The organism is Chitinophaga chungangae (genome assembly GCF_017742215.1).
Taxonomy (GTDB): Bacteria; Bacteroidota; Bacteroidia; order Chitinophagales; family Chitinophagaceae; genus Chitinophaga; species Chitinophaga chungangae.
Genome location: NZ_JAGHKP010000002.1, coordinates 1146268 through 1170835, shown reverse-complemented (window position 1 = coordinate 1170835; position 24568 = coordinate 1146268). Strand labels below are relative to the sequence as shown.

Below are 24568 nucleotides of genomic sequence, written 5' to 3'. Positions count from 1 at the left end.
GCGTTTTTAAGCCTTATATGCGATGATGTTTTCCGTTTGCCCCACCTTAGGCATGTCCTCCTTCGTATTCACCGGCCTGGTCACCATCGGCTTGTCTGTTTCCAGCAGGCCGGCGTTCAGCAGTGTGTAGCCGTGTTTCTTCAGCAGGTCGAATATATCGTTGCGCATGCTCACCGGTATTTCCAGGAAGATCTCGGCGATAATTACGGGGTGATATTTTTCGAGGATATTCTCCAGCGTGGTGAGCACGAAATAATCCAGCCCTTCCGTATCAATCTTTATCAGGGAAAGTTTCTGCAGCTCGCCGGCGTATTCCTGTTCGAGGAAATTACCGAGGTGTTTGCCTTTGATGGGCTCTTTGAGTTTGTATTTGCCGTGCCGGTTGTCGTTGAGGTCGGTGATGAGCCCGCCGTTGCTCATGGAAGCTTCGGAAGAGGCGTAGTAGAAGTTCATGTCTTTGTCTGCCGCGGCGAACTGCAGCGGTACGATGTTGGCCTTGCCTTTGTTGAGTTTCGCATTTTCCTGCAATACGCTGAACACGTGCGGGTTGGGATCGAGCGCCAGCACTTTGCCGGAGCCGCCCGCGGCGATGGCCATGGCCACGGTAAGGTCGCCGATGTTGGCGCCGATATCGATCGCCAGTGAACCTTCGGGGATGTATTTGCGGAAGAAATCTACTTCATGTTGCGTGATGACCTTCGGTTTCAGCAGGGGGTTCAGCCAGTTGGCGAACTCGATGGTCTCGTTGTTGGCGAGATGGAAGGTATCGGTCCTGGTGCCGTACTGCCGGAACACGCGGCGCGCTTTTTTCCGTGCGAACGACGCTTTGAAATAGGATAAGATGGACATGAGCTGTTGGTTGTTTTCGCCAAGATACTTCCATTTTGTTTATTTTCTCACAGCCTCCGGAGGAAAACGGTGGAAGCCGCGTAAGCCGCCAGCGAGGCCAGCGCCACGGGCGCTATGGCAGCGGGCTGCCAGGAAATTTCCAGCGCGAAAAGCGCGGCCATCAGCGGTAGCCGCGTAACGCCGCCAAGCATGGCGGCCATGCCAACAACCGCCGCCAGCGAAGGATTGAGCGGCACCGTGCTGAAAAGCGATTGCAGCCACAAGGCCGTAAGCACGCCCGAAGCCGCGCCCACCGCCGCAAACGGCGTAAGGAGGCTTCCCGGGAAACGCGCGCCGGCGGCGGCTATCAAGGTAATGAGCTTGTAAGACGCTATATTGATCAGCAGCGAAAGCGTCACATTTTCCAGCGTCAGCGCCTGCCGGCCGAGTCCAATGCCAGGCCCGAACAGCAAGGGTTTCAGGCATACCAGCACCGCAATGAGCGCCACCGCGGCAATGCTGAGATAACGCCCGCTGAACATGTTGAGCGCCTGCACCGCGCGCACGATAAGACCGGATAAAATGCCCATCAATAAGCCGAGTAAAATATACACGCCCGTGGCCGCCGCTCCGGGCATTTCAAACGGTCCCAAAGACCGGGGGCCGAACCATGCGTAATGCAGGGCCGCGCCCGTGAAAGCCGCCAGTAGCACATATCCCGTTCTTCTGCGCGTGATGGAGAACCAGACCATGACGGCCGCGGCGAGCGGTGTGCCGAACCATGCGGCAATACCCGCCGCAATGGCGCTAACGGCCAATACGTCTTTTTCCGCGGACGAAAAACTGCGGCCCAACCGCAGTAACACAGCCACCTTCAATAAAATTCCCTCCGGCCCCAGCGGCATGCCCGTAACGCTGTAAACGAGCTGGGACAAGGGTTTCCACCACCCGGTCTTTTTCCAAAGCCAGCCGGCGGCCAGCGCGCCGGCCACGATCAGCGCGGCGAGCGCAATACCCGGAACAATATTCGTTGCAAAATGTTCCAGCCCAAGCAAACCCTCCAACAGCAAAAGCGCAGCCGCGCCGATGACGGTTGAAAGCAGAACGATGCAAAGACACAATACTCCCACTCGTTTGAGTGGCTGATGGATATAAGGCGGAACGGGCAGGCCATCTGCTATGGGCAACCCTTCACGATGGGAAAAAAATGCGGGTAGTTTCAAGGAGATGTTGTTTAGGATTTTATCCTTTAACGTGATAAATATAGCAAATAAAAAAATGCCAACTAGATTGTGTAAAAGGCCCGGGACGACTGTTCAATAATCCGCTGAAATGCTTGCACAAAAAGAATTACGACGATTTCGAAGTGTTTCATGAAACACCATGAATGTGCTATGCACACGCACCAAAAGTTTCGTACATTCGGCCCTCCCGTGCAGGCCCATTTTCCGATGAAAAAATTCAATTTAAATTAAGAAACCATACTAAAACGATACAGTTCAACTAAAAAAATGGCAAAGGAATCTACCTTTAATCCTGAGCATCAGGCTACCCACACGTCCAGCAAAGTGGTGGCGGCACTGGAAAGAATTTCTGAAGCTTTCCGCGTGATGCTCTGGCAGGAAGCCAAACAATACGGGATCAGTCCTATCCAGGTACAGATACTTACCTACTTACTTCATTATCCGGAAAAACTGAAGACTGTCACACATCTGGCTGCACATTTCAACATGACCAAAGCGACCGTGAGCGACGCCATCAAATCGATCGCCGCGAAAGGTTTTGTAAAAAGAAAAGAAGATTCGGAAGACAGCCGCAGTCATTCCCTGCATCTTACCCGCGAAGGCAAAGCACTTGCGCGCAAAGTGGAGCGTTTCGCGGAACCGATGGAAATATCCGTTCAGAAAATGGGGCCCGAAAAACAGTCGGGCATACTGGAACAGCTGCTCTACCTGATCCAGGACCTCAACGGGCAACTTGTGATCACGCCGCAGCGGATGTGCCTGAACTGCCGGTTCTACGAAAAGAAAGGAAAGCTGCATTACTGCAACCTTGTGAATGCTTTTTTGAAAGCGGGAGATCTAAGAGTGGATTGCCCGGAATTCCGGATGCCGGCGGGTTAATTGTCGCTAACGGCGCGCTGGGATTTCCACCAGCGCCAGCCGAGGAATGCGCCAAGCGCCAGCGGTGTGAACGCCAGCATCAGGATACCGTTATTCAGTCCTTTTGCGGGCCCTTCGCCGAGCTGCTGCGCGGTTTTGGTGCACAACGAGCACTGGGCCAGTAAATCGCTGCAGGGAACCAGCAGCGCAACGATCATGATGAGAAGGAATATCTTTTTCACTTTCCGAAATTACAGGTTTTCTCCATTACAGTCACTGATCTATATCAGTTCCGCTCAATAATACGGCTGGATCATGATATACACGATCACGCCGGTTACCGCCACATAAAACCAAACGGGCCAGGTAAAACGGGCCAGTTTGCGGTGCCTCGGGTTGTTGCCCTGGAAGGCGAACAGCAGGGTGAACAGCACCATCGGCACGATCACCACCGCCAGCAGGATGTGCGTGAGCAGCAGGAAATAATACGCATACCGTACGCCCCCTACCAGCGCTATTTCGGCGGCGTCCACCACGCCGTTGTGGTCTATGTCGCCGAACTTCGTGCTTTCCGTGAGGAAGTGATAGGTAACGTAAGAAAGCAGGAAAAACACGGAGAGTATTACGGCGGAAAGGTTCGCCCATTTATGCGCTTTCTGGTGGCCGTTTTTAATGAAATACAGGCTGGCCAGCAGCAGCACGGCCGTAGCGGAATTGAGCACGGCATGGAAAAAAGGCATCATTTTCACGTCGAACCCTACTTCCATATCGGGTTTGGGCAGTACAAAAAGTATGGCCACCGCCACGGGTATCAGGATAGACACGAGGGCGATAGGGATGTTCAGGTTCCTGTTCTTCAGATTCATCGTTCACAAATTTTAATTGCCGGAGGAAAAAAGGCGTTTGAGCAGCCCGGGCTTCTTTTTGTCTTTGGCAAGGTGCAGCACGGCAATGTCGTTCACCATCCGGCGCACGTCGTTGCTGTCCATCCCGTTGTAATACCCGCGGATGTAGCGGTCTTTATCGATCACGACGAATTTTTCGGTATGGATAAAATCGTCCGGCCCGCCGGTGCCTTCGAGGGCGTTCACAAAAAATTCGTGGCGGGCGAGGTCGTAGATCTCTTTTTTGTCGCCGGTGAGCATCCACCAGTTTTTCGGGTCGATGCCGCGTTTGTCTGCGTACTTCTTCAGCGTTTCCACGCTATCGCGGGCGGGGTCTACGGTAAGCGACACGATCTGGATGAGCGTATCGTTTTTGTTGTAGGTATCCTGCACGCGTTTCAGGTTCTTCATCAGCTGGGGGCAGATCACGGGGCAGCTGGTAAAAAAGAAGTTCACGATCACGATCCGGTTTTCCGCGTTTTTAAGGCTTACCTGCTCGCCGAGCTGGTTGGTGAGGGTGAAGTCCTTCACCTGGTGAAAAACGGTGTCGTAGGAGGTCTTTCCATCTTTCACCACGGTATCTACTCTCTCAGCAATGAGATAGGGCGGCACGTGTATCACGTCCCTGCCGTAATGGTCCACGATCAGGTAACCGGTTAAGGGCACCAGGATGGCCAATGCAACGCCTAATAATGCTTTTCTGGAAATGACGGTAAGTTTTAAAGGGTTTATAAAAGCAAAAATGTAAAAGTGATGCTATCAGCGTGGATGGAATCACTTTTACATTCTGCGTTATGGTTATGCTAACTTGTTAATGATGCGCAGGCGCGTGGGCCGGGGCTTCCTTTTTCACCGGGGTACCGGGAGCCAGGTCTTTGCGCATGTTCTTCCAGCTGTCTCCGTCTGCCAGGAAAGCGATGATGAACCATACGAACAGCAGGAGCGGGAACAGGATGGTCATGATCAGGTTCCTTACTTCGTGGCCAAGGTGCATAAACTCTGCCACGATGAAAAATGCTTTCACGATGGTGAGGCCGATGAAGATGGAGTTGAGCAGCAGTTTGCCGGGGAAGCCGGTATACAGGTGCAGGAACGCGAGCCCTACTTCCACCATGGTTACAATCAGCAGGATCCAGAACGTTTTCCAGATGGATTTGATGGCTGCCTGCCTGTCGTTTGCGTTTTGTGTATGCGCCATGTTTTCAGAATACTTTTCTCTTTATAAAAATTCGTTCAGTTCAAATTAAGGGATGCTTACAGCAGGTAGAAGCAGGTGAATACGAATACCCAAACCAGGTCTACAAAGTGCCAGTACAGCCCTACTTTTTCCACCATTTCATAATGACCGCGGTGCTCGTAAGTGCCTTTGAGCACGTTGATCAGTACGATGATATTCAGCACCACGCCGGATGTTACGTGCAGGCCGTGGAAGCCGGTGATGGTGAAGAAGAAGTCGGTGAAGTTGGTGGACAATGCAGCGGAACCGTCGTGGTTAACGAAGGGGTTGCTGCCCCACCAAGCGCCTACTTCGTGCAGGTGCGTCCATTCCCAGGCCTGGCAGCCGAGGAACATGATACCGCCTACGATGGTCAGGCTCAGCCATTTGATAACCGCCTTCCTGTCCATGTAATGACCGGCGTTTACGGCCAGTACCATGGTCACGGAGCTCATGATGAGGATGAAGGTCATCAAACTCACGAATACCAGCGGCAGATCCATATGTCCCATGAACGGGAATGCGTGGAACACCACGTTCGGGTCGGGCCATGCTTCAGCCATGAAACGTTGCGTGCCGTATGCGATCAGCAATGCGCCGAACGTGAAGGCATCCGAGATAAGGAAATACCACATCATCAACTTTCCATAGCTCACGCTAAAGGGCGAATGCCCTCCGTTCCACCATTTTTTCTTCGCTGTTACTGCGTTATCCATTTGTACGAATTATGAATTTTATTGGTTCTAAACTTCTCTTATTCTAACGTGCCAGGCTGAAAAATATCAGCAGATAAATCCAAAGCCCGTCAACAAAATGCCAGTATGTGGAGGCCACTTCGATGGGCACCGCGCTGTATGTTCTGACCCTGGTGCGGAAGGCCCTTGCAAACAGCACCAGCAGCACTACTACCCCGCCTATCACGTGCAGCACGTGCGCGCCTACGATCACATAAATGAAACTGGCCGATACGGTCTTGTTCAACGGCAGCCCGTGATCTTTCATGTCCGCAAAACCGATGATCTGGCAAACCGCAAATGCGATGCCGAGCAGGGCGGTTACGGAGATCAGCTGTTTGTATGCGCTCATGTTCCTTGCCTTGAACTGGCGCTGGGCCAGGTAAATGGTAAGGCTGCTCAGCAAGATCACCCCGGTGGACACATAAAAAACAGCCGGCAGCTCGAAGCTGAACCAGTTGGCCTGTGCCCGCTTGACTACGTATGCGCTTGTGAAACCTATGAACATCATCGTAATGCTGGCCATAGCGATCCACATGGAATACTTGTGCGGATGTATTTTGTTTTTTTGAGCGTTCATTGTCAACATTTCCTCACAGTTTAACTTTATCAAACAACAGCGCCAGTAAAATTACCGCCAGGTAAATATAAGAACCGAACATCAGTTTCCTGGCGGATGGCACATCACATTTCCGGTATAACTCGATAGCCCTGTACAGGTAAAATCCGCCTATGAGTATCGCCACTACCGCCGAAATGGCGCCGGTAATGCCCAGCAGGTAAGGCGCTACACCAGCAGGGATCAGCAGCATGGTGTACATGGCCGCCTGCATCGCGATCATCTTTCCCGGGCCGCGGTCTGTAGGCATCAGCTTGAAGCCCGCCCTGGTATAGTCCGTATGCGCTACCCAGGCTATCGCCCAGAAGTGCGGGAACTGCCAGAGGAACTGTATGGCGAATAACGCCCAGCCGCCTTCGGAGAACGAGCCTGCGCCGGCCACCCAGCCGATCAGCGGGGGCAAAGCGCCCGGAACGGCGCCTACCAGCACGGCGAGCGAGTTCCATTTTTTCCAGGGCGTGTACACAAAACCGTACAGCACGAGGGAAACGAGGCTCACCATGGCGCTCAGCCAGTTAAAACCGAAACCGAGGATCAGGATGCCGGCCAAACCGGTAACTACCGATACCACTGCGGCTTCCGATATGGAAAGACGCCCTGCGGGCAGCGGCCTCGGGGCCGTACGCGCCATCAGTTTGTCCGTTTCCTTTTCCAGGATCTGGTTAATGATGTTCGCAGAACCGGAAACCAGGATGCCGCCTGCAAATAATAAAAGAACTTTTATCAGGTCAAATTCCACGCCTGGTACCAGCAAGTAGGCAACCACGCAGGAGAAAACTACCATGAATGTGAGCGTAAACTTCATCATCATGAAGTAATCCTTCACCCTGCTTGCAATGGCGTATGATAAAGACAACTTTATGGAATTTTCTTGCAACATGTTGTTTCTTCACTATTTCTGTTCCACAACTTCCCTGTATGCAGGTTTCACCCTGCATAACGGCATTAGTGCTTGGATTCGTCAGGCGATACAGGCACCGTCTGCGGGATGAAATCTTTCCCGTCTTTGCTGTAATCATAAGCCCAGCGGTGAACTTCGGGGATCTCGCCAGGCCAGTTACCGTGACCGGGGTGGATCGGCGTAGTCCATTCGAGGGTCGTAGCATCCCACGGGTTAGGCGTGGTCAGTTTACGGCCTTTGAAAATGCTATAGAAGAAGTTGAATACGAATAATAATTGTGTTGCGAACACGATGATCACCACGAAGCTGATGAACTGGTTGAGGCCGCCGAACATGTTGAAGGACTGCCAGTTGCTGTAATCGAAGTAACGGCGCGGCATACCGGCCATACCTTCGTAGTGCATCGGCCAGAATATCAGGTAAGCGCCCACCAGCGTGATCCAGAAGTGGATGAAACCGAGCGTCTGGTTCATGTAACGGCCATACATTTTCGGGAACCAGTGGTAGATACCGGCGAACATACCGAAGAATGCGGATACGCCCATTACGATATGGAAGTGCGCGATCACGAAGTAAGTATCGTGCAGGTGAATGTCGATAGCGGAGTTACCGAGCCAGATACCTGTAAGACCACCGGAGATGAACGTGCTCACGAAACCGATGGAGAACAGGGAGGCCGGCGTGAAACGGATATTCCCGCGCCAGATCGTCGTGATCCAGTTGAACACCTTGATGGCGGAAGGCACCGCGATCAGCAGCGTCAGCAGTACGAAGAACGCGCCGAGGAACGGGTTGAGGCCGGTCACGAACATGTGGTGCGCCCATACCAGGAACGCCAGCACAGTGATGGCAAATATAGAGCCCACCATCGCGAGGTAACCGAAGATCGGCTTGCGGGAACTTACTGCGAGTATCTCAGATACCATACCCATCGCGGGGAGGATGATGATGTACACCTCGGGGTGACCCAGGAACCAGAACAAGTGCTGGTAGAGGATCGCGGAGCCGCCTTCGTTGGGCAGTACTTTGCCCTGTACGAACAGTTCGCTCAGGTAGAAGCTGGTGCCGCCGTGACGGTCGAACAGCAGGAGCACGAAACCGCTCAGCAGTACGGGGAAAGACAGAACGCCGAGCACCGCGGTGAAGAAGAACGCCCAGATGGTGAGCGGCATCTTTGTCATGCTCATGCCTTTCGTACGCATGTTGAGGATGGTGGAGATATAGTTCAGTGAACCGAGGAGGGAAGACACAACGAAGATCGCCATGCTCACGAGCCAGAGGTCCATACCGATCTTGGAACCGATGGAAGCGTCGCCCAGCGCGCTCAGCGGGGGGTAGCTGGTCCAGCCGCCGGAAGCGGGGCCGGTCTGCACGAACAGGGAGCTCATCATGATAACGCTGGCCAGGAAGAAGAACCAGTAGCTCAGCATGTTCATGAAGGGAGAAGCCATATCGCGGGCGCCTACCTGCAGGGGAATGAGCAGGTTGGAGAAGGTGCCGCTCAAACCGGCGGTCAATACAAAAAACACGAGGATGGTACCGTGCATGGTAACCAGCGCGTAATAAGCTTCAGCTGTGATCCTGCCGCCTTCTGCCCAATGGCCGAGAATGCTTTCCAGCCAGGGGAAGGTAGCTTCGGGATAACCCAGTTGCAAACGGAACAATACAGAGAAGAATGCACCAATGATGGCCCAGATGATACCGGTAATGAGGAATTGCTTCGCAATCATCTTATGGTCCATGCTGAACACATACTTCGATATGAAGGTTTCATGGTGATGGTCGTGACCGTGACCATCGTGGCCATTTCCATGCCCATGCTCCACGTGGCCGTGATGCGCTAAATCCTGATTGTGCAATGTTGCGTCGTTACTCATAATAAGTTCTGTTTATGATCAGCCGTTAAACGGGGCAGGCTCTCCGGCTTTTTCTTAAATTTTTTTCGCTCCTAAAATCTCAGTCGGCTTAAATGATCAGTGCTTTTCAGCAGTTTCCGCCAGGGCTACTTTTTTACCGGCATCGGCTGCGTTGGCAGCGGTGGCGGTAGAATCCTTCGCGGGCTCGGGCGGCGCGTCCTTGCTGTCTGCAGGGTGTGCCTGGGCATACTGCGTAGGCTGAGTGGCTAACCATTTGTCATATTCTTCCTGTGTCTCTACGATAATGTTCGCTTTCATGGAGTAGTGGCCGCTGCCGCACATCTGGTCGCAGGAAAGTTCGTAAACGAAATCCGGGTTGCCGGTACGTTTTTTCATTTCCGCGGTAGTGTACAGGGGCTTGAACCACAGGGTGGTCGGGATGCCCGGCACAGCGTCCATTTTGAGGCGGAAGTGGGGCAAACCAACGTCGTGCACCACGTCGCGGCTGCCGATGATCAGCTTCACGTTTTTACCTACCACAACGTGCAGGTCCGGAGCGATCACATCGTCCTCGTTCAGTTTATCAGCCCAATCCTGGCCAACAGGATTGTCTTCGTTGTTGATATTTTTAAAGTTCTTGCGCCCGAGCTGGCCGTCTTTACCGGGGTAACGAACGATCCAGTTGAACTGTTTGCCGGTCACTTCCACGATCATCGCGTCTTTCGGCGCTTCGGAGGTGATACGGAGCCAGTGGCGGATACCGAAGGCAACCAGCACAGTGAGCACGATAGCGGGGATCACCGTCCAGATCACTTCGAGTTTATTGTTGTGCGGGAAATAAAAGGCGGTTTTGCCTTCTTTTTCCTGGTATTTGAAAGCGAACCAGAACAGCAGGATCTGGGTTGCCACAAACACGGCCATGGTGATGATGAAGGTGATCTTGATAAGCCTGTCGATCTCGATCCCCTGTTCGGAAGCGGGCTCGCCAAGCATTCTGCCTTCCAGCAGATCGTGGCACCACCATACACCGATCAGGCCCAATACCAGGAATACGATCATCAGGAAACCGTTGATACGGTTGGATTGCTCCCGCGATTTCTTTTCACCTTTCAGAATGGACACATATTCGCTGGCCTTCGCGATCTGGAAGATCACGACGAATATGAGAACAACTACAAAAACTGCTAAATATCCTGACATTGCTAATGAATAATAATTAAGTTATCTAATGCTAAACGTTGTTTCTTGCTTTATGCCACGCATCAGGTGTGGTGAATAATGCTTTCTTTCAGGTACGGATGGTTCTTCGGTGTCAGCGGCGCTTTCGCGAGCTGCATGGCCACCAGGTAAATGGTGAGGCCAAGGAAACCAAGACCAACGCCCAGTTCGTACCAGGGGAACACGAGGTGTTTCACCGTGCCGGGTGCCACCATCTGCCAGAAGTCGAGCCAGTGGCCGAAGATGATCAGACCTGCCGTAAATGCAACGATTGTATTGTTACGCTTGGTAGCGCGTTTCATAAAGATCAGCAGCGGCGCGATGAAGTTGATGATCAGGTTCAGGAAGAACACCGAACGGAACTCGCCCCAAACACGCGGCTGGAAATAAATGGTCTCTTCAGGCATGTTGGCGTACCAGATCAGCATGTACTGGCTGAACCAGAGATATGCCCAGAAGATGCTGAAGGCGAACATGAACTTGCCGAGGTCGTGCATGTGCTCTTCGTTCACCATCGGAAGGTATCCTTTGCTTTTCAGGTAGATAACAAACAGCGCGATGAGGCTCAGACCGGAAACCCAGGTGCTGGCGAAGGTGTACCAGCTGTACATGGTGCTGAACCAGTGTGCGTCGATGCTCATCAACCAGAGCCAGGGCGTGGTGGAACCCATGCTCAGCGCATATACAACAGCGAAAATGCCGCACCAAACGGTACCCTTCCAGATCAGGCTTTTGCGGCCTTCGTGGTCCAGCTGCATTTTGTCTTCGGCGAGGGACATATTGCGGAGCTTGATGCTCAGGAACGCCCACAGGCCAATGGTGATCACCGAAGCGATAGACACGAAACCGGCGTTCAGGAAAGGCGATTTGCCTTCCAGGATACGGTCGCCATGCGGGTGCAGCCAGTGGTAAATATGACCTTTGTTCCCGAAGATGAGGAACGCCAGCACTACCAGCAAAATGCCGCCCAGTACGGGCACTGCCATGGAGATGGCTTCGGGCACCCTGCGGAAGGCGATCTGCCAGCCACCCTGCGCCAGCGTGGTCACACAGATGAAGAAGGTGCTGGCCAGCGCCACCATCAGGAAGAAAGTACTGTTTTGCAGTATCCCTGCCCAGAAGCGGGTAGAACCGTGCTCATCCGAGAATGCAAATAATCCGATCAATAAAGTCAGCAAGCCTATACCCAAAAGCACGAAGCTGGTCGTTTTTAATCTTGCTGGTACTACAAATTGGTCCTTCATTACTGTTGTATATTAAAATACGAAGTTCGAAATGCGTTTAAAACAAATTATTTCGCTGCCGCCACTGCCGGCGCGGGAGTTGCCGCGGTAGCCGCTGAATCCGCAGCGGGAGCGGCCGGAGCTTCCGGCGCTTTACCGCCGTTCTGCATGCTCTTGATATATCCTACCACTTTCCAGCGCTGCTCGATATCCAGCTGGCTGGCGTAGCTGCCCATCACGTTGTACCCGTAAGTGATAACGTGGAAGATGCGGCCTTCCGTATAACCGAGCACCTTGCCTGTCAGCAGGTTTGCCGGGGCTGCGGGGTACGGGCCGTCGCCGCCTTTATAGAGCGGGCCGTTGCCGTCCAGCTTCTGGCCGTGGCAAACGCCGCAATAGATATCGTAATAGTGTTTGCCTGCTTTCAGGCCGGCTTCGTCCAACACGAGCGGGTTCTTCACACCGTTCGCCTGCGCCGTATCTTCCGCTTTCAGGTGATAAGGCAGCATATCGCCTCTTTTCACCGTACCTTCCACCGGTTTCAGGCTTGCCAGGCGGGGATTGTAAAACTCGTACGCACGGGAATCGTACATGTCCGGCATATAGATTTTCCCGGGCTTTCTGTGATGCGGTCCTTTATTTCCGCAGGAAGCCAGGAAGGCTCCACCTGCCAGGGCCGCTACAATCAGTATGTTGGAAGTGATTTTCATCCGTTATTATTTGACTTTTCTCAGGGCCGGATGGAACCTCGCTTTGCTCGGTTTCATTCGCCTCATTATTGTAACTGATCTTTCTAATTTAATTACGCATTCACCGCTACCTGTTTGGAAAACAGCTTGTCTTCCCTGTCGAAACGGCCGATCCACCATCCGGCTTCCACCGTTTGTTCGTTGATCTCTTTCGCTCCCACGCTGTCGAGGAATGCTTTTACATCCGCCGCGGGCGTTTTTTCGGTCAGCTCTATCACCATTACAAACTGGTCGTCCGTCTGGCGCGGGTGGAAGATGTGTTTCTTCACGAACGGCGCCATCTGGCAGAGATACATGAAGGTCATTACCATGCCCACGGCCGAAAACAGTACAGTCAGCTCGAAGGTGATGGGAATGAACGCCGGTAAGGGGAAGTGCGGTTTACCGCCGATGTTCAGCGGCCAATCTGTTGTAAATATCCAGCTCATGAAAGACAATGCGGTAGTGGTACCGGTGATGCCGTAGATGAACCCCGCCGTGTGCAGGCTCGTCTCTCTCAGGCCCAGCGCATGGTCCAAACCGTGCACAGGGAAAGGCGTATACACGTCGTGGATCTTGTAACCAGCCGCGCGAACTTTCTTAACGGCCGGGAACAATACCGCCTCGTCATCAAAATTGCCTACAACAAATTTTTTAACAGCCATATGGATAATTATTCTGTAATTCTGTTAATCTGATTCTAATCTTAGTGATGCGCCTGATCGTGCGCGAATTTTTCAGCGTCCTGGTCTTCGTAAACCGTCATTTTCTCCTTAAAGTTCTGACCCGATGTTTTCAGAATGGATTTGATCTCCGCTACTGCAATAACCGGGAAGTATTTGGCGAACATGAAATAACAGGTGAAGAAAAGGCCGAAAGTTCCGAGGTAAAAACCAACCTCGGGCCAGGACGGGCGGTAGTAGCTCCAGCTGGACGGCAGGTAGTCGCGGTACAGCGAAGTACAGATGATCACGAAACGTTCGAACCACATGCCAATGTTCACGATGATGGACATGATGAACGTTACCATGATGTTCCTTCTCATTTTACGGAACCAGAACACCTGCGGGCTGATCACGTTGCAGGTCATCATGATCCAGTAGCTCCAGCCCAGGGGGCCCGCGGCGCGGAACTTGTAGAAGGAATCGAATTCATATTGAACGCCGGAGTACCATGCCATGAACAGTTCGGTGAGGTAAGCCACACCTACGATGGAACCGGTCAGCACGATCACTTTGTTCATTGCCTCGATGTGGCCGATGGTGATATAATCTTCCAGGCCCAGGATCTTACGGGTGATGATCAGGAGGGTTTGCACCATGGCGAAACCGGAGAAGATCGCACCCGCTACGAAGTACGGGGGGAAGATGGTGGTATGCCAGCCCGGGATCACGGAAGTGGCGAAGTCGAAAGATACGATGGTGTGCACTGAAAGTACGAGGGGGGTGGAAAGACCCGCCAGCACCAGCGATAAGGATTCATGACGTTGCCAGTGTTTGGTGGAACCGGTCCAGCCGAAAGAAGCAACACCATACAGGTATTTGCGGAGTTTGGTTTTAGCCCTGTCGCGAACGGTGGCGAAGTCCGGCAGCAGGCCGGAATACCAGAACAGCAGGGAAACCGTGAAATAAGTAGAGATCGCGAACACGTCCCACAGCAGCGGGGAGTTAAAGTTCACCCACAGCGGTCCGCGGGTGTTGGGGTAAGGCATTACGAAAAACGCCATCCAAACACGGCCCATGTGCCAGATCGGGAACTGGCCCGCGCACATTACCGCGAAGATCGTCATCGCCTCAGCCGCGCGGTTCACCCCGGTGCGCCATCCCTGGCGGAACAGCATGAGGATCGCGGAGATCAGCGTACCGGCGTGACCGATACCTACCCACCATACGAAGTTGGTGATATCCCAGCCCCAGCCGATAGTCTTGTTCAGGTTCCACACCCCGGTGCCCCAGTATACTTCCCAGGTAACGGAGAACGCGCCGAACAGCAGCAGCAGGACAGAGATAGATAAACCAATATACCACAGCTTTCCGGGCTTGGCCTCAATGGGACTGATGATATCTTCAGTTACCTGGTGATAATCCTTAACCCCGTCTACTAAAGGTTCTCTCAGTGTGGATTCGTACTTCAAATGCATAGTATTCTGAGCTTTGCTCATCCCGGAATCGCTTCCGGGACTAGGTTGTTTCAAAACTTAAAACTGATTCTTTACTTGTTCTAATACTAGTGATGAGCTTCCTCTTTTTTGTGCTCAGCGCCGTGCGCTGCGGCTGCCGGAGCTGCGTCCTTGTTACGGATCTTAGCCAGGTAGTTGATGGAAGGCAGCGTATGCGTTTCTTCCAGCACGTAGTAGAGGCGGTCTGTCTGCTCTTCGTTACGAACCTTGTAAATGCGGCTTTCTTTATCGTTCACGTTGCCGAACACGATCGCATCGGTAGCGCAGGCCTGCTGGCAGGCGGTGCGGGCTTCGCCGTCTTTCATCGGGCGGCCGGCCTTTTTCGCAGCCAGTTTGGCATCCTGCAAACGCTGTACGCAGAAGGAACATTTCTCCATCGTACCGCGGCTGCGAACCACCACGTCGGGGTTCAGCACCATGCGGGTAAGCGCATCGTTCATATCAGCAACGTCCAGCAGGTTGTCGTCGAAGCTGTCCGCACCGTTCCAGTCTCTCCAGTTGAAGCGGCGAACTTTATACGGACAGTTGTTAGCGCAATAGCGGGTACCGATACAACGGTTATAAGCCATCTGGTTAATACCTTCGGAAGAGTGGTTGGTGGCGGCTACCGGGCAAACGTTCTCGCAGGGAGCATTGTCGCAGTGCTGGCACAACATCGGCTGGAACACCACTTCAGGGTTGTTCTCGTCGCCGCTGAAATAGCGGTCGATACGCAGCCAGTGCATTTCGTGCGCTTTGATCACCTGTTCCTTACCTACCACAGACACGTTGTTTTCAGCTGTACAAGCCACCACGCAGGCGCCGCAACCGAAGCAGGTGTTCAGGTCGATGCTCATGCCCCATTTGATGCCGGGGTACTGGTGCTCGTGGTACAGCGTGGCGTCGTTGCGGAAATTCTCACCGAATGTTTCGAACAGGTGCGCACGGTCGTGGTTCACCTCTTTCGGGTTCTTGATGAACTCTTCGAGGGTGGTTTCTTTAATGATCGGACGGCCTTCGTAGCTGTTGTGCGTCTGGGTCAGGCCAACCTCGTATGTGGCGCCTGTAGCTTCAATCTTGGCTTCAGGTGCGAAATAATCGAATGTAGTGCCGTTGAAGGATACGAAAGGATAAGCGTTTACGCCTACTTCGCCGGCGGCTTTACCGATGAATTCTTTTTTGCCGCGGCCGTAACCTACTGCAATGGCGATCGTTTCGGGATGGATACCGGGCACGATCAGCAGCGGCAGCTCAACGGTTTTGCCTTTGGAAGTGATCTTCAGCACCTCTTTCTCCGCGTTGATCTCGTAATCGTCGCCCAGTTCGGTTTTGAAGGTTTTAGCCACTTTATTGGATATACAGGCGTAGTTGTCCCAGGTAGCGCGCGTGATAGGATCGGGCATTTCCTGGAGCCAGGGGTTGTTCGCTTCTTTACCGTTACCGATCGCTACTTTTTCGTAGAGCGCCAGTTCGAAACCGCTGGTTTTCGGAGCGGAGATCTTGGCGGAAGCGGAAGCAACGTCGCCAGTGAAGGCGGCGCCGGCCAGTGCCGCGCCCGGGGCGGGCTCGATCACACCGTCCTGCAGGGTTTTGTCCCATGCTTCCTGTGAGCCGAGTTTCGCGATCCATTCGTTCTTCAGGTAATCTTCCCAGGCGGTCGTGTTACCGCTCCAGTTCAGCAGTGAAGACTGGAAAGCGCGGGTTTTGAACAGCGGCGCGATCGTGGGCTGCACAAACGCGAAGTAACCGCTGCGGCCTTCCGCATCATTCCAGCTTTCGAGGTAATGATGGTCGGGCACGATGTATTTGCAAAGCTGGGTGGTTTCGTCGTAACGGTCGTTGAAAGAAACGGTTACGCCTACTTTTTTAACGCCGGCCTTGAATTTTTCTGCGTCGAAATAATCGTAAGCGGGGTTTGCGCCGTAAACGAGGAGCGCACCTACGCTGCCTGCGTTCATGTCGTTCACCAGCTGTACCATGTCTGCGTCGATGCCCTGGCGGTAGTTGCTGGTCACTGCCCAGTCGATGGTAGTGCCGTTGGAACCCGCGAGGTTATTGATCGCGTTAACGAGCGTCTGAACGTTCACGTCGTTGCTGCCGGAAACCACCAGCGTTTTGCCGGGGTTTGCCTGGATGGCTTTCGCCGCTTTGGCGATGCCTTCTTTCAGGCGCGCGTCAGCGATGTTCGGAGCGGAAATGCCGCCGCCCAGCGCCGCCAGCAGGGCCTGCGCAACTACGCCGGCTTCGGAAGGGCGGTGCGTGTACCTTTCGTCCGCATTCGCACCGGTGAGGGTCATCATGCTTTCGAAATGGAAATGTTTGCTCATTTCCGGGCTCTTCTGGTTGATCTTGCGGCCAACGCCATATTGACGGGAGTATTCTGAAGGGTTGAGCCAGGTACCGAGGAAATCGGCGCCAAGGCTTACCACTACTTTCGCGTTTTCGAAATGGTAAGTGGGCAGCGCTCTTTTGCCGTAAGATGCTTCGTTGGCGAGCAGCATGCCGGAATAAGAAACCGCGTCGTAGGTAACGTGACGGCTGCCGGGATATTTAGCCAGGAATTCGCCGATCAGTTTCTTGGTGGTAGGGCTGAGAATGGTGGAAGACAGCAGTACGACCGGTTTGCCTGCGATAGCGGCGGCCACCTGTTTGTCGAGGTCCGCAAAGGTCAGTTCCTTTACGCGATCTTCCAGTTTGATTTTATCAGGACCATTATTGATACCGGGATAACGGAGACGGGCCACATCGTACAGCGCCAGAACGGAGCCCTGAACGCGTGCTGTGGTAGAACCGCCGGTGATGGCGGACAATTCGTTGCCTTCCACTTTAATGGGGCGGCCCTCACGGGTTTTCACCACCAGGGGAACGTACTCACCGTCTACAGTATAGGCAGAAGCATAATAGTTGGCTACGCCGGGCGTAATTTCCTGCGGCTTGTTCACGTAAGTGATGGCCTTCTTTACAGGGATGTCACAGCTGGCTGCGATCGTAGCGGCCGCAGTGGTGAAACCCAGGTACTTCAGAAAGTCCCGGCGGGGGGTGGTTGCACCCAGAAAGCTGTCACTCTCTTCAAAAGGCAGTTCCTCTTTGAATTCGTTCTTCACTACTTCCTGATGCGCAGCGGTATTGTGCAACTCCTCCAAGCCTTTCCAATACTTTTTTTGCTCCATGTGATTATATCGAGTTACGATTTGAAAAATTTGTCTCTTCCTAATTAGACCTTATTATATTAATAGTGGCATTTCTGACATTCCGTACCACCCAGCATTTCCACGGTTACACTGTCGATCTTTTTATCAGCAAAATCTTTGTGTAATTTTTCGAAAATGGTGAAGTAGTCGTTTTCAGCAAACTGCACTTTGGTAGTTCTGTGACAGTTGATACACCAACCCATGCTCAGATCCGCGAACTGTTTCACTTCGTCCATGTTCTGGATTTCGCCGTGACAGGTCTGGCATTGTACTTTGCCGGCGCTTACGTGCTGGGAGTGGTTGAAGTAAACGTGGTCGGGCAGGCTGTGGATCTTGGTCCATTCGATCGGCGTGGCGGGCTTGGTATAACGCTGCGCGTCTTTGTCCCAGCCGATGTGATCGTACAGTTTCTGGATCTCAGCGGTACCGTTCACTTTTTTGCCTTCCGCGGTGAACAGGTCCGGCCCGGTGTATTCCGTAATGGCCTTGTGACAGTTCATACAAACGTTCTCGGAAGGGATCATGGCATGTTTGCTCTTCTCGGCGGAAGAGTGGCAGTACAGACAGTTGATCTGGTTGATGCCCGCATGCACTTTGTGGGAGTAGAAGATGGGTTGCTCCGGCATGTAATCCTGCTGGCGGCCCAGGCCGATAGCGCCCTGGATGGTGAAGTAACCGCCTACCACGAAGAGGAGAACGATGCAGAGCGCGATGTACGCTTTGTTCTTATAGAAAGGAACAGGCTCCATCTGCTCGTGACCTTCTTTCTCAGCAGCGAGTTTGTTCAGGTTGCTGTTGATCTGCATCAGGATCACCGCAACGATCGCTAGGATGAGGGTGATAATGCCGAAAAGGAGGCTGTTGCCGCCTTCTTCTTTAGCCCCTGCTCCCGCTGTTGCGCCGTCCGCCCCTTTAGCGCCACCCGCAGGTTTTGCCGCTTCGGCGCCGATGTAGGCCAGGATATCATCAATATTGGCGTCGGTGAGCGCGGGAAACGCGGTCATCGGCAGCTTGTTATATTGATTGAAAAGGTCATTGGCGTACTTGTCGCCAGTTTTCAGAACTGCCGCAGAGTTGCGAATCCACGAATGGAGCAGTTTCTTGTCAGCCCACCGGTCTTCAACGCCTGCAAGGGCAGGACCGGTCAATTTTTTATGAACATTGTGACAAGAAGCACAATTCTGCTGAAATAGCGCCTTACCAGCAGCAGGGTCTGCAGCCTGAGCAACGGAAAAAGAACTAACCAGTCCCGCGCATAGGATAAGAACACTCACAAATTGCTTACGCAAACGAATGGAAACACGACGATACACAGCCTATTTAGTTTATGATTTGACCTAAGGTTTCTTAAAAGTGCCAGCAAAAATAAGACAGAATGTTGACAATTTACCAACAACGGAAAAAAAATTGTCCTTGTTTTGAAAGCACTTTTTATCTATCATCCGCGTGGCCGAAACCGGCGGAAACGCTTTGCTGTAGCTGATTGTAACCCTACCTAACAGACTGCCCGCTTCAACTCCGTTATAAATTCCTGATAAAAATCATATTTCCCGCACAGCGGAAAACGACGGAGTTCAGTGATACTATTTTTGCAAGAAAGAAAATGGCCGGCCCGATATCAAGTTCCTGCCTGGCGAATAAATGCCCAGCGCCGAAAGAAGCTAACAATCCTTAACAAGATAGAATAATAAAGGTTGAGTTCCCCTGATTTTCGTCAAACACACACGATGATTATCATCAACTTGCGCACAAATAGGATAGCCCGTTCCCTAAATTTAGGAAAAAAGAGCTGATTCATAAACGCTTAATCTGCCTATTTTTGCAGCTGATCAAACAGACCAGCTTGAAAAATATCGCCATTTTCGCCTCCGGCGCCGGCACCAATGCCCAAAAGATCATCGATCATTTCCGAAACTCAGCCCTGGCAAAGGTTTCCCTCATCGTGTCCAACAAAGCGGAAGCCGGCATCTTCAAAATAGCCGAAAAAGAACAGATCCCCGCCGTGCTCATCGACAAAGAACAGTTCTTCCGCGGCGATACTTACGTTAAACTATTGCAGGATCATCATATTGACCTGGTCGTACTCGCCGGTTTCCTTTGGAAAGTGCCCGCCAACCTCGTGCAGGCTTTCGAGGGACGTATCATTAATATACATCCCGCCCTCCTGCCCAAATACGGCGGCAAAGGCATGTACGGCCACTTCGTGCACGAAGCCGTGCTGGCCGCCGGCGATACCGAAAGCGGCATCACCATTCATTTCGTCAATGAAAAATACGATGACGGCGGCGTGATCCTCCAGGAACGCTGCGCCGTGCTGCCAGGCGATACGGCAGACGTCCTCGCCAAAAAAATACAGGCCCTCGAGCACCACTGGTTCCCCCTGATTGTGGAACGATTATTGTCATAATTTGCATGGCTGTTGCCGTAAACTGTCCGCCTCAACAGCTTCAACCTACCGCTGTATGAAAAGAACAATACCCTTTTTTCTCCTGCTAGTAATCACCGGCCTGACCGCCGCCGCCCAAAACCAGGATGATCCCTTCCGCAAAAGGACCTACCTCAAGGTAAATCCCACCACTATTATTAATGAACTGGATATTTACCTCGAGCAGGACCTCTCCGAAAAACTCAGCCTCGAGCTCGGCGTCAGCGGGATCTATACCGATTACCCGGATTTCGTTTTTTTTAAACGGGTAGACATCGGCCAGCGAAAACCCGGCATCAGCACCGAACAATTCGTGGAAGGCCGCGGCCTCGGGTTCAGGGCCGGCCTCAAATGGTACCTCTTCCGCCGGCAATCCGCCTTCAACGCCCAGGGCACCTACTTCCAGCCCGTACTGTTCTATAAAAGAGTGTTTTACCCGGACGAAGACGTGAATTTCGAAAACTCCGTGTATGTGAACAGCGCCGATAAAAATGTCTACGGCATCCAGTTTTTGCTCGGCCGCCAGATCAAACGCGACAAGTTCATCCTCGACCCGTACCTCGGCATCGGCATCCGCGGGAAACAATATAAATACACCCGGCATAACATCAACGGCAACACGATCACGACCGAACAGAACGACCTCTGGAACGTGCTCCCCAGCCTCCATTTGGGGATAAAAGTAGGACTGAGCCTTTAATAGCGTTTTTACACAAATCACTCAAACAATTGACAATCAAGCAACCACAAGATTGTCACAAGAAATTGTCATGCGCTACAAAAAACGCGGCGCCATCCCTTAAGATCAGCGCCGCAGCGGTATAAACCTGGCTATAGACTATTGTTTGGTGAACCGCACCCCTAAAAATCCCCTGATGCCCTGGTTCGGGGCGAACACATAAGTGGGGTCGAAAAGCAAATTATAAGGGTCAACCGATCCGTCCGCATTATACCCCGTCCGTTTGTCGAACGGATCATGCGCATGCGCGATGGAATTTTTCGGCGGCAGGAAATTCAGCAGGTTTTTCACCCCGACGTACAATTCCCACTCCTTCCCGAGCTTTTTCGTCAGCTGCAAATTCTGGATGCTCCAGACCGGCGATTGGTCCGGCCGCGGGTCGTTCGGTTGCACGGGCAACAGCATGGGGCCGTAGATATTGCCGGTGTAATCCACCGTCAGCCCCAGCCTGCTGAACGCATACGATACCGCCCAGGTGCCGGAAAAACGTTCGGTGAGCATTTGACGGGTTTTCCGGCCCCCTTCTTTTTGATACACGTCCATCACGGTAGCCCCGGCCATGATCTTCAGCGGGAAAGCAAACATTACGTCGGCGTTGAGACTGAAGCCTTTGGAAATGGCGTGGCCGTGAAGGTTGTCATATAATATGGTGTCGGGCTTCGAATAGTCCGGCATGATGCGGTTGGAGAAATAAGTATAAAAGGCCGTTGCGTCCAGGTTGAGGAAAGCGTTGTTCAGCGGGATCTTTTTGGTGTAGTTGAGATTTGCGTTCCAGCTGCGTTCCGGTTTCAGCTCGGATTGCACCACCACCGTACGGGCGCCGCTCAGCGCAGCATGGTCTTCCGTAAATAGCGACACCACCCTGTAACCGGTCCCGGCATTCAGCCGCAGCACGTTACGGTAGTTGGGCGCCCATTTGTACGCGAGGCGCGGCGTCACAATGTTGCCGTGAATGGAATTGTAATCGTACCGCATGCCCAGCAACAGATTATGCCCCGTCGCCAGTTTGATCTCGTCCTGCACGAACACGCCGGGAAGGATTGTTTTGTCCGGATTGTTTTTTTCTTTCGCAGCGGTGGCTACGGTATTGTCGTCATAAAAGGTGTACCTGAACGGAACGCCCGCCAGCAGGTTGTGTTTGCCTACCTGTTTGTCCCAGGTCAGCTGCGCGAACGCAATGCTTTGTTTGGCGAGGAATATAGTGGAGCCGTAGACGGAGTTCTGGTCGTGGTAATTAAAAGAAGTCTGGAACATGATGTGCTCGCGCGTTGGCAGCTGGTATTGACCGAGCACTTCCACGCGGCCGGTGTAAATGCTTTCGCCGTACACGCTGTCTGTTCCGCGCCAGGATTTGTTCCATTGCGTTTGCCCGCCCCAGCGGTCTTCATAAAAATATCTCGCGGCAATGGTGGCCACACGGTCGTTTTTCCGGCGGAAGTTCCATTTGTTGAACACGGAAATGCGGTGTTGCAGAGTAATGTCCGTGAACCCGTCTCCATTATTATCCACCGGGTGCTGGTAATTAAAATAGTTCAGTCCCAGCAACGACTGCGCCTTTGCGCCGGCATTAAAACGCCAGCCCAGATCTGCACTGTATTCCCGCCAGCTGGTGCCCATCACGTCCGCCGTGAATTTCGGCGAAGTGGCGGGCGATTTGGTGATGATGTTGATGAGCCCGGCCACCGCTTCGGACCCGTACAACGTAGATGCGGGGCCTTTTACGATCTCCACCCTGTCTACCAGGCTGTTCGGTATGCCGGAAAGACCATACACCGTGGAAAGCGCGCTCACGATCGGCATGCCGTCGATCATCACCATTGTGTAGGGGCCTTCCAGGCCGTTGATATGAATGTCTCCCGTGTTACACACGTTGCAGTTGAGCTGCGGCCTTACCCCGTTTACATTTTGCAGCGCGTCGAAAATGCTGGGGGTGGGGTTTTTCTTGAAAAACACGGGCGAGTATACTTCCACCGGCACGGGACTTTCCATTTTCGTAACGGGTCGTAAAGTGCCGCTTACCACCACTTCGTTCAGGTTGGAGGAAGTGGGCTCGAGGGTAATGTTGAAAGTGGTGATGCCGGAAGGTTTTACGTTCACGTTCTGCACCGCGGTAACATATCCCACGGCGCTCACCTGCACTACGCGTTTGCCGGCAGGCACGTTTTTCAGATCGAAAGCACCTGCGGTGTCTGTTACTACGCCTGTTTTGAGATCTTTAAATCCAACGGAAGCGAAAGGCACGGGCTGGCGGCCGGCGGTTACCGTTCCTTTTAACCGGCCCTGCGCTTCTGCGTCCAGGGCCGGTGTGAGGAACAAACATATAGTCAGGCTATGTAAAATCCGGGGGATCATATGTAGATTTTCTGAGACAAATTTAAAATCTAAATAAATAGCAATCTAAATTTATTTTTAGATTAGCCTAAATTACAGCTCCGGAAAGGGATCTTCGAATTTCACGCCATCCAGCCATTCATTTATTTCGCCATCGTTGCAGAGGCAGTTGTCCAGCAACGCGGTAATCCTTTGCCGGTCTATGTTCTGGCCGATGATCACGATCTCGCTGTACCTGTCTGCGAACAACGGGTGCCACCGGTCGTAGATGATCTTTGCGGAGTTCCTATCGAGCTGCCATTCATTTTTCGGGATGCTGCACCACCATGACCCGGCGCGGTCCGCCATCAGTGAAGCGCCTGCCTGGCTCCAGTTGATCGCAACATCCGGCCGGCTGGCGATCCAGCAGAGACCTTTAGAGCGGATGATTTCCGCGGGCCATTCCCGTTGAATGAATCGCCAGAAACGCGCAGGGTGGAAAGGCGCGCGCTGGCGGTATACAAAGGATGAAATGCCGTATTCTTCCGTTTCCGGCGTGTGCTCTTTTTCCAGTTCGGCTATCCAGCCGGCGCTTTGGGAGGTTTTGTTGAAGTCGAAACTTTTGGTGTGAAGGATCTCTTCAAGCGGCACCTTTCCCTGTTCCGCTTCGATGATGCGCGCGTCCGCGTTCAGTTTGCGGAGAATAGATTTGAGCGTGTTCCTTTCCGTTTCGTTGACGAGATCGCATTTATTAAGCACGATCACATTGGCAAATTCGATCTGATCGGTGAGAAGGTTCACGATGCTGCGATGATCTGTATCATCGGCCAGCCCTTCATCCTGCAGCAATTGCCGGCTGCCGAACAGGCGTGGAAAATTAAACGCGTCTACCACGGTCACCAGCGTGTCCAGCGTGCTAAACGCGCCGAGATCGATATTCTGCCGGTCGTCTTTGTAAGTAAAAGTTTGCGCTACGGGCAAAGGTTCCGATATGCCGCTGGATTCGATGAGCAGGTAATCGAAACGCCTTTCTTCAGCAAGGCGCTGTACTTCCAGCAGCAGGTCTTCGCGGAGCGTGCAGCAGATACAGCCGTTGCTCATTTCAACGAGTTTTTCTTCTGTTTTACTGAGCGTGCCGGTATTCCGAACAAGCTGCGCGTCGATGTTCACTTCGCTCATATCGTTCACGATAACGGCTACACGAAGATTTTCACGGTTGTGCAATACGTGTTGCAGCAAAGAGGTCTTTCCCGCGCCGAGAAATCCGCTCAGCACGGTTACAGGCAGCTTCGGCGGGAATTTGCGGAACATTTGAGGGGAAAGTTGAAGTGTGTTGGGCATGGTTAAATGGTTTGTTGTGTTCAAGGTTTCACTTGCATTGATTATCCCGGCGGGTGGTTCGTTCCATGCGCTGCATCGGCCGCTCAGCCGGGATC

General features: G+C 52.8%; 22 protein-coding genes. 3 read left to right on the top strand and 19 right to left on the bottom strand.

Annotated elements, in window-relative coordinates:
• Positions 1-6: 6 nt before the first annotated feature.
• The gene (locus J7I43_RS13015; protein WP_209146113.1) at positions 7-849 is read right to left on the bottom strand and encodes an FkbM family methyltransferase; all 843 of its coding nucleotides are present in this window, start codon (positions 847-849) and stop codon (positions 7-9) included.
• Between the two features lie 47 nt (positions 850-896).
• Positions 897-2051 carry a chloride channel protein gene (locus J7I43_RS13010; RefSeq protein ID WP_209146112.1) on the bottom strand — a complete coding sequence of 385 codons (1155 nt, stop codon included), beginning with the start codon at positions 2049-2051 and terminating at the stop codon, positions 897-899.
• A 288-nt stretch (positions 2052-2339) separates the two neighbouring features.
• On the opposite strand from J7I43_RS13010, the gene J7I43_RS13005 reads away from it, so the two are divergent.
• The gene (locus J7I43_RS13005; RefSeq protein WP_209146111.1) at positions 2340-2951 is read left to right on the top strand and encodes a MarR family winged helix-turn-helix transcriptional regulator; all 612 of its coding nucleotides are present in this window, start codon (positions 2340-2342) and stop codon (positions 2949-2951) included.
• Here the strand turns inward: J7I43_RS13005 and J7I43_RS13000 are convergent.
• The 15 genes from J7I43_RS13000 to J7I43_RS12930 form a co-directional block, all read right to left on the bottom strand.
• Positions 2948-3172, bottom strand: coding sequence for a hypothetical protein (locus J7I43_RS13000; RefSeq protein WP_209146110.1), 225 nt, complete (start codon positions 3170-3172; stop codon positions 2948-2950). The two genes, J7I43_RS13005 and J7I43_RS13000, sit on opposite strands and share 4 nt — an antisense overlap.
• 54 nt (positions 3173-3226) lie before the next feature.
• Complete coding sequence (locus J7I43_RS12995; RefSeq protein ID WP_209146109.1) at positions 3227-3796, bottom strand: DUF420 domain-containing protein; 570 nt, start codon at positions 3794-3796, stop codon at positions 3227-3229.
• Between the two features lie 12 nt (positions 3797-3808).
• Positions 3809-4492: an SCO family protein gene (locus J7I43_RS12990; protein ID WP_209146108.1), complete on the bottom strand. Its 684-nt coding sequence runs from the start codon at positions 4490-4492 to the stop codon at positions 3809-3811.
• Between the two features lie 133 nt (positions 4493-4625).
• Positions 4626-5012 (bottom strand): cytochrome C oxidase subunit IV family protein, encoded by a 387-nt coding sequence (locus tag J7I43_RS12985; protein WP_209146107.1) that lies wholly within the window; start codon positions 5010-5012, stop codon positions 4626-4628.
• Positions 5013-5068: 56 nt separating this feature from the next.
• Complete coding sequence (locus tag J7I43_RS12980; RefSeq protein ID WP_209146106.1) at positions 5069-5746, bottom strand: cytochrome c oxidase subunit 3; 678 nt, start codon at positions 5744-5746, stop codon at positions 5069-5071.
• A gap of 43 nt (positions 5747-5789) precedes the next feature.
• Positions 5790-6344, bottom strand: a complete 555-nt coding sequence (locus J7I43_RS12975; RefSeq protein WP_209146105.1) for a cytochrome c oxidase subunit 3 — start codon at positions 6342-6344, stop codon at positions 5790-5792.
• A gap of 13 nt (positions 6345-6357) precedes the next feature.
• Complete coding sequence (gene cyoE / locus J7I43_RS12970; protein ID WP_209146104.1) at positions 6358-7239, bottom strand: heme o synthase; 882 nt, start codon at positions 7237-7239, stop codon at positions 6358-6360.
• An 89-nt stretch (positions 7240-7328) separates the two neighbouring features.
• A complete protein-coding gene (locus tag J7I43_RS12965) occupies positions 7329-9026 on the bottom strand; it encodes a cytochrome c oxidase subunit I (RefSeq protein WP_209146103.1) in 1698 nt (565 codons plus the stop codon).
• A gap of 231 nt (positions 9027-9257) precedes the next feature.
• A complete protein-coding gene (locus J7I43_RS12960; RefSeq protein ID WP_209146102.1) occupies positions 9258-10340 on the bottom strand; it encodes a cytochrome c oxidase subunit II in 1083 nt (360 codons plus the stop codon).
• Between the two features lie 62 nt (positions 10341-10402).
• Positions 10403-11602 carry a hypothetical protein gene (locus tag J7I43_RS12955; RefSeq protein WP_209146101.1) on the bottom strand — a complete coding sequence of 400 codons (1200 nt, stop codon included), beginning with the start codon at positions 11600-11602 and terminating at the stop codon, positions 10403-10405.
• Between the two features lie 47 nt (positions 11603-11649).
• Entirely contained in the window at positions 11650-12174 is a 525-nt protein-coding gene (locus J7I43_RS12950; RefSeq protein ID WP_209146100.1) for a c-type cytochrome, read from the bottom strand.
• A 209-nt stretch (positions 12175-12383) separates the two neighbouring features.
• The gene (locus J7I43_RS12945; protein WP_209146099.1) at positions 12384-12974 is read right to left on the bottom strand and encodes a DUF3341 domain-containing protein; all 591 of its coding nucleotides are present in this window, start codon (positions 12972-12974) and stop codon (positions 12384-12386) included.
• Positions 12975-13015: 41 nt separating this feature from the next.
• A complete protein-coding gene (gene nrfD / locus J7I43_RS12940) occupies positions 13016-14449 on the bottom strand; it encodes an NrfD/PsrC family molybdoenzyme membrane anchor subunit (RefSeq protein WP_209146098.1) in 1434 nt (477 codons plus the stop codon).
• A gap of 86 nt (positions 14450-14535) precedes the next feature.
• Positions 14536-17637, bottom strand: coding sequence for a TAT-variant-translocated molybdopterin oxidoreductase (locus tag J7I43_RS12935; protein WP_209146097.1), 3102 nt, complete (start codon positions 17635-17637; stop codon positions 14536-14538).
• Between the two features lie 59 nt (positions 17638-17696).
• Positions 17697-18932 (bottom strand): c-type cytochrome, encoded by a 1236-nt coding sequence (locus tag J7I43_RS12930; protein WP_209146096.1) that lies wholly within the window; start codon positions 18930-18932, stop codon positions 17697-17699.
• Positions 18933-19477: 545 nt separating this feature from the next.
• Here J7I43_RS12930 and purN point away from each other — a divergent pair.
• A complete protein-coding gene (purN, locus tag J7I43_RS12925; RefSeq protein WP_209146095.1) occupies positions 19478-20065 on the top strand; it encodes a phosphoribosylglycinamide formyltransferase in 588 nt (195 codons plus the stop codon).
• Positions 20066-20120: 55 nt separating this feature from the next.
• Positions 20121-20783, top strand: a complete 663-nt coding sequence (locus tag J7I43_RS12920; RefSeq protein ID WP_209146094.1) for a hypothetical protein — start codon at positions 20121-20123, stop codon at positions 20781-20783.
• A 138-nt stretch (positions 20784-20921) separates the two neighbouring features.
• Here J7I43_RS12920 and J7I43_RS12915 read toward each other — a convergent pair whose 3' ends face one another.
• Positions 20922-23138: a TonB-dependent receptor gene (locus J7I43_RS12915; RefSeq protein WP_209146093.1), complete on the bottom strand. Its 2217-nt coding sequence runs from the start codon at positions 23136-23138 to the stop codon at positions 20922-20924.
• Positions 23139-23246: 108 nt separating this feature from the next.
• The gene (locus tag J7I43_RS12910; protein WP_236023362.1) at positions 23247-24473 is read right to left on the bottom strand and encodes a GTP-binding protein; all 1227 of its coding nucleotides are present in this window, start codon (positions 24471-24473) and stop codon (positions 23247-23249) included.
• Between the last annotated feature and the right edge of the window lie 95 nt (positions 24474-24568).

Bases quoted from the DNA above. Each gene is read 5' to 3' on its own strand.
- J7I43_RS12980 (WP_209146106.1), bottom strand. From the start codon at position 5,746: ATGGATAACGCAGTAACAGCGAAGAAAAAATGGTGGAACGGAGGGCAT.
- J7I43_RS12950 (WP_209146100.1), bottom strand. From the start codon at position 12,174: ATGTACGATTCCCGTGCGTACGAGTTTTACAATCCCCGCCTGGCAAGC.
- J7I43_RS12910 (WP_236023362.1), bottom strand. From the start codon at position 24,473: ATGCCCAACACACTTCAACTTTCCCCTCAAATGTTCCGCAAATTCCCG.
- J7I43_RS12945 (WP_209146099.1), bottom strand. From the start codon at position 12,974: ATGGCTGTTAAAAAATTTGTTGTAGGCAATTTTGATGACGAGGCGGTA.
- J7I43_RS13015 (WP_209146113.1), bottom strand. From the start codon at position 849: ATGTCCATCTTATCCTATTTCAAAGCGTCGTTCGCACGGAAAAAAGCG.
- J7I43_RS13005 (WP_209146111.1), top strand. From the start codon at position 2,340: ATGGCAAAGGAATCTACCTTTAATCCTGAGCATCAGGCTACCCACACG.
- J7I43_RS12995 (WP_209146109.1), bottom strand. From the start codon at position 3,796: ATGAATCTGAAGAACAGGAACCTGAACATCCCTATCGCCCTCGTGTCT.
- J7I43_RS12975 (WP_209146105.1), bottom strand. From the start codon at position 6,344: ATGAACGCTCAAAAAAACAAAATACATCCGCACAAGTATTCCATGTGG.
- J7I43_RS12985 (WP_209146107.1), bottom strand. From the start codon at position 5,012: ATGGCGCATACACAAAACGCAAACGACAGGCAGGCAGCCATCAAATCC.
- J7I43_RS12955 (WP_209146101.1), bottom strand. From the start codon at position 11,602: ATGAAGGACCAATTTGTAGTACCAGCAAGATTAAAAACGACCAGCTTC.
- J7I43_RS12965 (WP_209146103.1), bottom strand. From the start codon at position 9,026: ATGGACCATAAGATGATTGCGAAGCAATTCCTCATTACCGGTATCATC.
- nrfD (WP_209146098.1), bottom strand. From the start codon at position 14,449: ATGCATTTGAAGTACGAATCCACACTGAGAGAACCTTTAGTAGACGGG.
- J7I43_RS12935 (WP_209146097.1), bottom strand. From the start codon at position 17,637: ATGGAGCAAAAAAAGTATTGGAAAGGCTTGGAGGAGTTGCACAATACC.
- J7I43_RS12960 (WP_209146102.1), bottom strand. From the start codon at position 10,340: ATGTCAGGATATTTAGCAGTTTTTGTAGTTGTTCTCATATTCGTCGTG.
- J7I43_RS12920 (WP_209146094.1), top strand. From the start codon at position 20,121: ATGAAAAGAACAATACCCTTTTTTCTCCTGCTAGTAATCACCGGCCTG.